Annotated in this window: 8 protein-coding genes; 6 read left to right on the plus strand and 2 right to left on the minus strand. The window is 39.0% G+C overall.

Annotated elements, in window-relative coordinates:
* Positions 1–395: 395 nt before the first annotated feature.
* A complete protein-coding gene (locus tag H4J75_RS19115) occupies positions 396–1,226 on the minus strand; it encodes a LysR family transcriptional regulator (protein ID WP_182222984.1) in 831 nt (276 codons plus the stop codon).
* Between the two features lie 127 nt (positions 1,227–1,353).
* Between H4J75_RS19115 and H4J75_RS19120 the strand changes: the two genes are divergently transcribed.
* From H4J75_RS19120 to H4J75_RS19130, 3 genes are all read left to right on the plus strand, one after another.
* Positions 1,354–2,547, plus strand: a complete 1,194-nt coding sequence (locus H4J75_RS19120) for an acyl-CoA dehydrogenase (protein WP_182218685.1) — start codon at positions 1,354–1,356, stop codon at positions 2,545–2,547.
* Positions 2,548–2,674: 127 nt separating this feature from the next.
* A complete protein-coding gene (locus H4J75_RS19125) occupies positions 2,675–4,879 on the plus strand; it encodes an alpha-ketoacid dehydrogenase subunit alpha/beta (protein ID WP_182216814.1) in 2,205 nt (734 codons plus the stop codon).
* On the plus strand, positions 4,876–5,964 hold the full coding sequence (locus H4J75_RS19130; RefSeq protein WP_182222985.1) for an ACP S-malonyltransferase: 1,089 nt from the start codon (positions 4,876–4,878) through the stop codon (positions 5,962–5,964). The genes H4J75_RS19125 and H4J75_RS19130 overlap by 4 nt, the downstream gene beginning before the upstream one ends.
* Positions 5,965–6,673: 709 nt before the next feature.
* Here the strand turns inward: H4J75_RS19130 and H4J75_RS19135 are convergent.
* Positions 6,674–7,573, minus strand: a complete 900-nt coding sequence (locus H4J75_RS19135) for a LysR family transcriptional regulator (RefSeq protein ID WP_182222986.1) — start codon at positions 7,571–7,573, stop codon at positions 6,674–6,676.
* Positions 7,574–7,677: 104 nt separating this feature from the next.
* Here H4J75_RS19135 and H4J75_RS19140 point away from each other — a divergent pair, with 104 nt between their 5' ends.
* The 3 genes from H4J75_RS19140 to H4J75_RS19150 all read left to right on the plus strand — a co-directional run bounded on the left by H4J75_RS19140 (position 7,678) and on the right by H4J75_RS19150 (position 9,406).
* Positions 7,678–8,514, plus strand: a complete 837-nt coding sequence (locus H4J75_RS19140) for a pirin family protein (RefSeq protein ID WP_220465368.1) — start codon at positions 7,678–7,680, stop codon at positions 8,512–8,514.
* A gap of 14 nt (positions 8,515–8,528) precedes the next feature.
* Positions 8,529–9,122: an isochorismatase family protein gene (locus H4J75_RS19145; RefSeq protein ID WP_182222987.1), complete on the plus strand. Its 594-nt coding sequence runs from the start codon at positions 8,529–8,531 to the stop codon at positions 9,120–9,122.
* A 74-nt stretch (positions 9,123–9,196) separates the two neighbouring features.
* Positions 9,197–9,406 (plus strand): hypothetical protein, encoded by a 210-nt coding sequence (locus H4J75_RS19150; RefSeq protein ID WP_182222988.1) that lies wholly within the window; start codon positions 9,197–9,199, stop codon positions 9,404–9,406.
* The last annotated feature ends 276 nt before the right edge of the window (positions 9,407–9,682 follow it).

Below are 9,682 nucleotides of genomic sequence, written 5' to 3' on the forward strand. Positions count from 1 at the left end.
GCTTTAAAATCAATATGGGTGAATAATTTGCCTAACAAGCTACTCAAGACGGACGCTAAACAGTTGGCTAGCTTCGTTCCTCGCAATTTTAGCCAACAATTTATCGCCGCTTAGTAGGGCGTTATCGATACAAAAACTAATCCGAAATTAACTTTAGCCTTTTAGTGCTAATGTCTTCTTTGTGGCAATAGCGACGATGATCAAAATTAATTTAGTTAGATTTTTTTAATCAGTTTTAACTAATGCTAATATTCTTAGTCTGTTAAGACATAGCTGATTAGATGGAAAATTTTCATTACTTTGTTAGAAAGTTACCCAAAACTTTAGCTTATATGGCGCGCTGTTCAATGAGCTATCTAGAAAAACAGAGGGATATGCTCCGTTATCAGTAATGTCTAATGGGCATGTTTATGAGCTAAACGCTTTAAGTTATTGATGGCTTTTGACGATGTTGTGTATGCCAATACAATTTCTCGTGTGAGTTGTAAGCCGACTATTGGCCTAAAGACCACGTCACTGCGTTTAATAATTTCACTGTGTGCGGGTAAGAATGCGCAGCCTAAACCAGCATGTACCAAGCCAAGTGCATAATCTATGGTAGTGATTTTTGCTCGTACGTCGAGACTAATACCGGCGATCGCTAAAGTGTCTTGTAGATGATCCCAAGCACTGCAAGGCATTCGCTGAATAAAAGGTAAGCCATCTAACTGTTGAATTGTGACGGTATCTTCAAGGGCAAATATATGGTCATAAGGAACGGCAAGTAAATAATCTTCATGCCACATGTCTATATACTGCTCATTTTCCTGTAATTCATCTTTTAGAATAATACGTGCATCAACATTTTCAGTATGTGGCACTAAAGTCAGTTCGACAGAAGGGTTTGCTGAAGTGAATTCTTTTAATAATAAGCTCATACGTTCAACACCTAAGCCGCGGGTAACGCCTAAGTTAAAAGGTTGCTTATGGGTTTTTTCTGAAAAAACGTTTTTTATTGCACCTGCTTGCCCTAACAGCTGTTTGGCCAATGGAAATAGTTTTTTACCTTGCTCTGAAGGCGTTACACCACGTGCATGGCGAATAAAAAGTTTTACTTTCAGTTGTTGTTCAAGTTGTGCTATTGCTGCAGATATTGAAGGCTGGGCAATAAAACACGCTTTTGCAGCAGCACTAAAACTTTTTAACTCATAGACTGAAATAAAATAATTGAGTGATTTTAAATCCATAATAAACTTAGCCAACCTAGGTATAGCTTTAAACTATATCAGTTAAAGGAAAATAATGTTTTAACTTTGGCTAGTATTTGCTTATTATTTTTGCACTTAATTATTTCTCAGCTTAACAGGTAATTTCATGTCTCATTCAAGCAGTGCAAACCGTCCCTCATTTAAATGGCAAGATCCACTTTTATTGGAATCTTTATTGTCTGAAGAGGAGCGAATGATCCGTGACAGTGCGCATCAATATTGCCAAGAAAAACTAATGCCAAGAATATTAATGGCTAACCGAAATGAAGTGTTTGATGTTGAAATTATGCGCGAACTAGGTGCACTGGGCTTATTAGGCGCTACATTACCTGAAAAATATGGCTGTGCAGGCGTGAATTATGTTACTTACGGCTTAGTTGCACGAGAAGTTGAGCGTGTAGATAGTGGTTATCGCAGTGCGATGAGCGTGCAATCATCTTTAGTTATGCATCCAATCTATGCTTATGGTAGTGAAGAGCAACGGATGAAATATTTACCTAAACTAGCGTCTGGTGAATACATTGGTTGTTTTGGTTTAACTGAGCCTAATTCAGGCTCAGATCCGGGTAGCTTAACTACACATGCTACTGCGGTTGATGGCGGTTATCGCATTACGGGTAATAAAATGTGGATCACGAACTCTCCCGTGGCAGATATTTTTGTGGTTTGGGCCAAACTTGATGGAGTGATTCGTGGTTTTGTTTTAGAAAAAGGCATGGAAGGTTTAAGTGCACCAAAAATTGAAGGTAAATTTTCATTACGAGCATCCATTACCGGTGAAATCGTTATGGATAATGTTTTTGTACCTAGCGATAATATTTTACCAAATGTTAAAGGTTTATCAGGCCCATTTGGTTGTTTGAACAAAGCACGCTATGGCATTGCTTGGGGCGCTTTAGGCGCTGCAGAATTTTGTTGGCATGGTGCTCGTCAATACACACTAGACCGTGAACAATTTGGTCGTCCTTTGGCGGCAACACAGTTAATTCAGAAAAAATTAGCCGATATGCAAACCGATATCACCACGGGATTATTAGCTTGCTTACAAGTGGGTCGTTTAATGGATTCGGATCAATTAGCACCAGAAGCTATATCGCTGATCAAACGTAATTCATGTGGTAAAGCATTAGAAATTGCTCGCATGGCTCGTGATATGCACGGTGGTAACGGTATTGCTGATGAGTTTCATATTATTCGTCATATGATGAACCTTGAAGCGGTTAATACTTATGAGGGTACACATGATGTGCATGCCCTGATACTAGGTAGAGCACAAACTGGTTTACAAGCATTTTACTAAAACACTGAATAAGGCGTATTTGATACGCCTTTTATTTATGCTTTTTTTGATGCTTTATGTAGCCCTATAGCATTAGTTTTAAACCATAATAATAATAATAATAATAATAATTCCCCGTGGAGATATCATGTCTGATCGTAATCAGCTGGTGAAAGAAAACTTTATTAACTTTGTTCGCGCCCAAACTTTGCCTGAATCAACTTGTGCTTTAACTCCTAGTGATGTTGGATTAAGTTCAGCTGAAGTTATTGATCTATTTGAAACCCAAGTAATGAGTCGCCACCTTGATTTGCAATCACGTGTGATGCAGAAAAAAGGTCAAAGTTTTTATACTATTGGTAGCTCAGGTCATGAGGGTAATGCTGCTTATGCTAAGGCATTTCGTCCGACAGATATGGCATTTTTGCATTATCGCAGCGGTGCGTTTGTTATTCAGCGAAGTAAGCAAGTACCAGGACAAACGATTTTATATGACATGCTATTGTCATTTGCTGCATCAAAAGATGACCCTATCTCTGGCGGTCGTCATAAAGTGCTTGGTAGTAAAGCGCTCTCTATTCCACCACAAACAAGTACCATAGCGTCGCATTTGCCTAAAGCGATGGGCGCTGCATATAGCATTCCGTTAGCAAAACGTTTAGCGCATAAAGGTGAGATCCCAGACGATGGCGTCATTATTTGTAACTTTGGTGATGCTTCATCGAATCACTCCACTACACAAGGGGCAATTAACAGCACAGCTTGGGCAGCTTATCAGTCTATACCTATGCCAATTGTTTTTGTCTGTGAAGATAATGGTATTGGTATTTCAACGGCTACACCGGAAGGCTGGATCGCCGCTAATTATGAAAATAGAGCCGGCTTAACTTACCTCTATTGTGATGGCTTAAATATTTTAGATACCTATAAAACCGCAAAAGAAGCAGAGCGAATTGCTCGAGAATTGCGTAAACCCGTGTTTTTACATATCCGCACTGTGCGTATTTTGGGGCATGCGGGCTCTGATGCTGAGTTTGTTTACCGTGATATGGCTGACATTACGGCAACAGAGTTTCAAGATCCTTTATTACACACCGCGCGCATTATCTTAGAAAACAATATTTTAACGACTGAAGAGCTAATCGATATTTATCAAGACGTTGAAAAGCGCATTGAGGTTATTGCTGAAAATGCCGCTAGCAAGGAAAAACTGACCAGTGCTAATGCCGTAATGGCAAGCATTATACCTAACGTTACTAAAGCACGAAGCTCGGTGTTAGTTAGCGATAAAACTCGCGCAGAAATTTTTAAACATGAGAAACATAACCTACCTAAAAAACAGCATTTAGCAAAATTGATTAACTGGGCATTGATGGACTTGATGGCTGAATATCCCAGTATTGTTATGTGCGGTGAAGATATTGGCAAAAAAGGCGGCGTTTATAACGTTACGGCAAAGTTATGTGAACGTTTTGGCAAAAGCCGGGTGATTAATACCTTGTTAGATGAGCAAACGATTTTAGGTACCGCTATTGGTTTGGCGCACAACGGTTTTTTACCTATCCCTGAAATTCAATTTTTAGCTTATGTGCACAACGCTGAAGATCAAATTCGTGGCGAAGCGGCGACATTACCGTTTTTCTCAAATGGGCAATTTACTAATCCCATGGTGATCCGCATTGCGGGTTTGGCCTACCAAAAAGGTTTTGGTGGTCATTTTCATAATGATAACTCTTTTGCCGTTTTTCGCGATATTCCAGGATTAATCATCGCTTGTCCGTCAAATGGTGCCGATGCAGTTGAAATGATGCGCGCTAGTGTGCGTTTAGCGCAAGAGCAACAACGTATGGTGATATTTTTAGAGCCAATAGCATTGTACATGGCGAAAGACCTACACCAAGAAGGTGATGGTTTATGGACCTTTGAGTATCTGCCTCCTGAATTGGCAGACAGCAGTATCGATTTAGGCGTTAAGGTTGCTGGCTCAGGTAAACAACTGTGTATTTTAACGTATGGCAATGGCAATTATTTATCGTGCCAAGCACAAGCAAAATTAGCAGAGCAGGGTATTGATGCACGTGTTGTTGATTTACGTTGGTTAGCACCATTAGATGAAAAAGGTATTTTGGCGCAAGTGAATGATTGTGAGCATGTGCTTATTGTTGATGAATGTCGTCAAACGGGCTCAATTAGTGAAGCGCTAGTGACTTTAATTCATGAGAAAACAAGTGAATGTCCTAAAATAAAACGCGTTACCGCCAGTGATAGCTTTATTCCTCTAGGCGCTGCAGCCTATGAGGTATTACCATCGGTTAAGAATATTGTCGATGCTGCGAAGGAGATTTGCCAATGAGTTCGTCAATAAAAAATACCGATAAAGCACCAGTAAAAGCCATGAATAAGAAAAAGCAAAGAGCGGTAGTTATTTGCCCTGGCCGAGGTACCTACAATAAAGAAGAACTAGGATATTTACAGCGTTTGCATAGCGATAAAACCGAAATAGTTTCTCTAATTGATGATTTTCGCGACAGCCAAGGGCAAATGAAAGTTTCTGAACTTGATGGTATGGAAAATTACAGCATGCGTACCCATACAGCTGGTGAAAATGCTTCGGCACTTATTTATGCTTGTGCGTTATCAGATTATCAAGCCATTAATAAAGACGAGTTCGACATTGTCGCGGTTACTGGCAACTCCATGGGTTGGTATATAGCATTAGCGGTTGCTGGCGCATTAAAGCCCAAACAAGCTATTAAGCTAATTAATACCATGGGCTCGATGATGACAAAAGGTGTGATTGGCGGACAAATGATATATCCAATCATTAACGATGAGTGGAATATTGAGCGAGAGCAAGAACACAAGGTTATGCAATGGTTAGCACAAGCAAATCAACAAAGTGAATGTGAAGTTTATGTCTCGATTAATTTAGGTGGTTATATAGTATTTGGTGGTAACAAGGCCGGTTTGAAAGCGTTAGAAGCGTTACTGCCTGTGGTGCAAGATCGTTATCCAATGAATTTATTTAACCATGCTGCTTTTCATACACCGCTGCTAAGTGATGTTTCAAAGCGGGCGGTGGAACTATTGCCAGCACAACTGTTTAATGCCCCTGAAATACCGTTAATTGATGGCTTAGGGCAAGTGTGGCAACCTTATAGTTGCGATGTTGAGCAATTACATAACTACACGCTTAATACACAAGTGGTAGAACCTTATAACTTTTCAAAAGCGATAGAGGTAGCCATTAAAGAGTTTGCGCCCGATAAGCTTATTATTCTGGGCCCAGGTGCTACCTTAGGTGGCGCAGTAGCGCAGAGTTTGATCAGCCATCATTGGCTTAATTTACAAAGCAAAGCTAATTTTATAGCGCAGCAAAAGGAAAACCCTTTTATACTCGCCATGGGATTAGCAGAGCAACGTAAAAAGGTCGTATGATAAGTTTAAAATAACAACTAAACATTTTTGTATAAAATCAACTCAAGTTTCGGGATTCAAATATAATAAAACAATGATAATAAGACGATGATTTTAAATAAGTGATGTCTCAATGTGGTAAATACTTGTTAACTAGACAACGTAAAAAGCCAAAAGAGACATCGAGTGAATTCTGCCACAAACATCTTAAACTTATCATCACTAACGGCTGATCTATTTGAACAAACAAACCTTAATATTGGCAATACTTTCAATTCAACATTGAAGCGTACTGGCTTTAATATAATGTGACCTCAAGCTAAGTTTTATAAGCGCTCAGGCACGCCTGCTGGTAACGTTGTTTATCTGTTGATGCTTTGACTAAAAGTAGATTCTGTTGGTATGTTTTCATTAGATGCTTTATAAAGTTTTCTGCAACAAAAAAGACGCCTTATCTGATCTATTCAAACACGAACTGTCTGTTTCTTATTATGATTATATTTAATATTACAGTCAGGAAAGTCGGCATTGTTGATGTTAACTCCTGTTTATTCTTTAGGGCAACTGATAGCCAATAGCTGACATTAGCTTTTGTGAAACCATGATCATATTTTGGGTAATATCACCGAGATTTTATGCTCGCTTGTCAGACAGCATATTGCTGTTGTTGGCACTTGATTTCTATATGGCAACTGAGCTTTAGCAGATATTAATTATTTCCCCTCCTGACTTAAACCATCCAAGGTGCATTAGGTGAAACTTTGTCAATAACATGATCAATAAAAAGCCTAATGGATTTTGTCATGTATTTATGAGATTGATAAATCAAAAAGATATTCGATTTTGGGGTGTCATAATCTGTCAAAACCTGCACCAATCGCCCAGATTCCAGGTGGTTTTTGACTAATGCAATCGGCACATAGGCGATTCCTAGCCCATTAAGAGCGGAATCTATAATTAAATGCATGCTAGTAGTTGTATACCTTCCTGAAACTCTTGTTTGATACTGCTTTTTATTTTTTATGAATTGCCAATTGTTTTGCGACAATGACTTCCCCATGATAAGACAGTTTAACTCAGTAAGGTCATCAGGGTGCTTTACTCTACTTATCGTTTCTAAAAAATTTGGACTCGCACAACATACACTATGCTTAGGGCCTATTCTTCTTGCTATTAATGAAGAATCTTGTAGCTGACCTGAACGAAATGCCACATCAATGCGATTTTCAATCATGTTGACATAACTATCAGAGGTATCTAACTCAATACTAATTTCAGGATATTCTTTTAAAAACTCCGTTATCCAAGGTTGCGCATATTGCATGGCAAAATCAAAAGGCGATGAGATACGAATATTTCCTGTTGGCTTTGATTGTGCCTGCATCACTGCGTCATTAGCTTCTTCAAGAGCAATTAGGTGTTGTTGGCATAAATGAAAATAATGACGTCCTTCTTCGGTCATTGAAAGTTTCCGCGTACTTCTATGTAGTAGCTTTACACCAAGACTCGCTTCTAATTGCACAACTTTACGGCTAACCGTAGTAGAGGGCATGCTTAAATTTTTACTTGCTCCAGCAAAACTACCAGCCTCTACAACACTAATGAATACCTTAATATCATTAAGATCCATTCTATTACCCTTAAATATGGGATTAAAAAAACCAAATAAGCCATCTAATCAAATAATAGGTCTTGTATTAATATTTATCAATAGCAATTGATATAGGAATTAAGATGATGACAAGACAAATTCAAGAAATCAGAAACGGCAATAAGCGTGGTCCAGTAAGTAGTTTTGTGAATTCTGCAAATGTTGCAGAGCTCAATCCTTTTGTTCTATGGGATCACTTTTATATTCCACACGTAGAAGGTACAGCAGGGTTTGATTTTCATGGGCACTCTGGTGTTGCCACAATAAGCTATCCACAAACAGGTGATATTGGCCATGAAGATACAGGTGGTCACTCAGGTATGCTTAAAGCAGGCGGTGTGCAGATTATGTCGGCGGGTGCAGGAGTTTTGCATAAAGAGACGGTATATCCCGATAAGCACGTTGCTGATGCATTCCAACTTTGGGTGGTTTTACCTGAAAATGGTCAAGAAATGGGGTCGGTTACCTATTCAACTTTACAACAGCAAGACATACCGATTGTTGAAGCCGAAGGTTCAAAAACCAAAGTGGTTATCGGCCAATTTCAAGGCAAAAAAAGCGCAGCACAACCTCCAGTAGATATGACTTATCTTCATGTAAATCTTGACGCTGGAAGTAAGTGGCAGCATTTAAATCATGAAGCTCAAACCACGGCATTTATTTATGTTCGCCATGGCTCGATTGATACAGGAGGTGTGCAATTATCGGCTGGCGAACTGGGCATCTTTGAAAAAGGAATTGAGGCTTTGGCTGTTAATACTTCAGCACAAGATGCAGAATTTTTATTGGTTTTAAGTGCGCCACTTAACCAAGACATTATTAGCAACGGCGCATCTGTTCATAGCAACAGAACCAATTTAATCGCAGGTGTACAAAAAATACAGCAACTGAATACACATGGCATTAGCCAAATTTCTTAAATGAGAGGTCAATTATGAATACTACAACTTTTACACCGGAAAACTCAGTGATGTTACTTATAGATCATCAAGTAGGCACTATGGGCTGGGTTGGCTCACTAGAACTAGATGAAATTAAAAAGAATACCGTTGCCTTAGCTCGCGCAGCCAAAGAAACAGGCATGCCACTAATTCTAACCTCTAGCATGGAAGATCAAGCACAAGGTCCACTTTTTGATGAGTTAATTCAAGCAGTGCCTGAAGCTTACGAAAAGCGCGTCCTTCGAGGTGGTGTTGTTGACAGCATGAAAGATGAAAACTTTGCCGCAGCAGTTGATGCTGCGGGCCGAAAAAACATTATCATTGCAGGTATCACGACCGATGTTTGTGTGGTTTATCCAGCAATTACAGCAATTAGCAAAGGATATAATGTACAAGTTGTTGTTGATGGCTCTGGCTCACCAACAACACTTGCAGATGAAACCGCATTAAGAAGAATGGAAAGCCATGGCGTGACCCTTACCTCGACAAACCAGTTAATTGCCGAATTAGCACAAGACTGGAGTTCAGAGAACGGCGGTAAACTTATGCAAGTATTGTTTGAAGAAATTCTTTCGAAATTACACTAGCGATTTAGATGCCGTAATGCATGAATATTAATAACGATCATTACGGCATGATTTTTCATTAAAAGGAGAGTTAAATGATTTCATATACACCTAATAAGCATGTCATGGCTCTAGCAACGTATTTATCTTTATTACCTATGGTTTATTTTCTGCCTAAATGGTTAGTTCCTTACTTGCCTGAAAGTGAGTTACTAAGGCTGATGATCTTACTGGCCATTATTGTGCCGATAACTTCTTACCTTGTCCTACCGAGTGTTGTAAAAATATTGAAGTTTATCAAATAATAAATTTATCATTTAGTTACATCACTCAAAAAACTCATAGTAAATATAATCAAAGGTGCACTGTGTAGTCATACCAAAGTAATTATGTGAATGACCGCAATGGGGTGTGACTATCAATATGAAGGTAGCTCAATAATCTATTGATTCTAATGTCCGCTCTACGCCCTGAGACCTTTAACAAGCTTTTTCTTTAAAAAGTAATGGGGAATTCCTATCGCTCAATGCTTTTAAATACTTGGCTTCATTGTATGGCTCTTTAGTTTTCCAACATCGAAA

Origin of the sequence: Colwellia sp. BRX10-1 (assembly GCF_014077545.1) — a bacterium.
In the GTDB taxonomy this organism is placed as follows: Bacteria; Pseudomonadota; Gammaproteobacteria; order Enterobacterales; family Alteromonadaceae; genus Colwellia_A.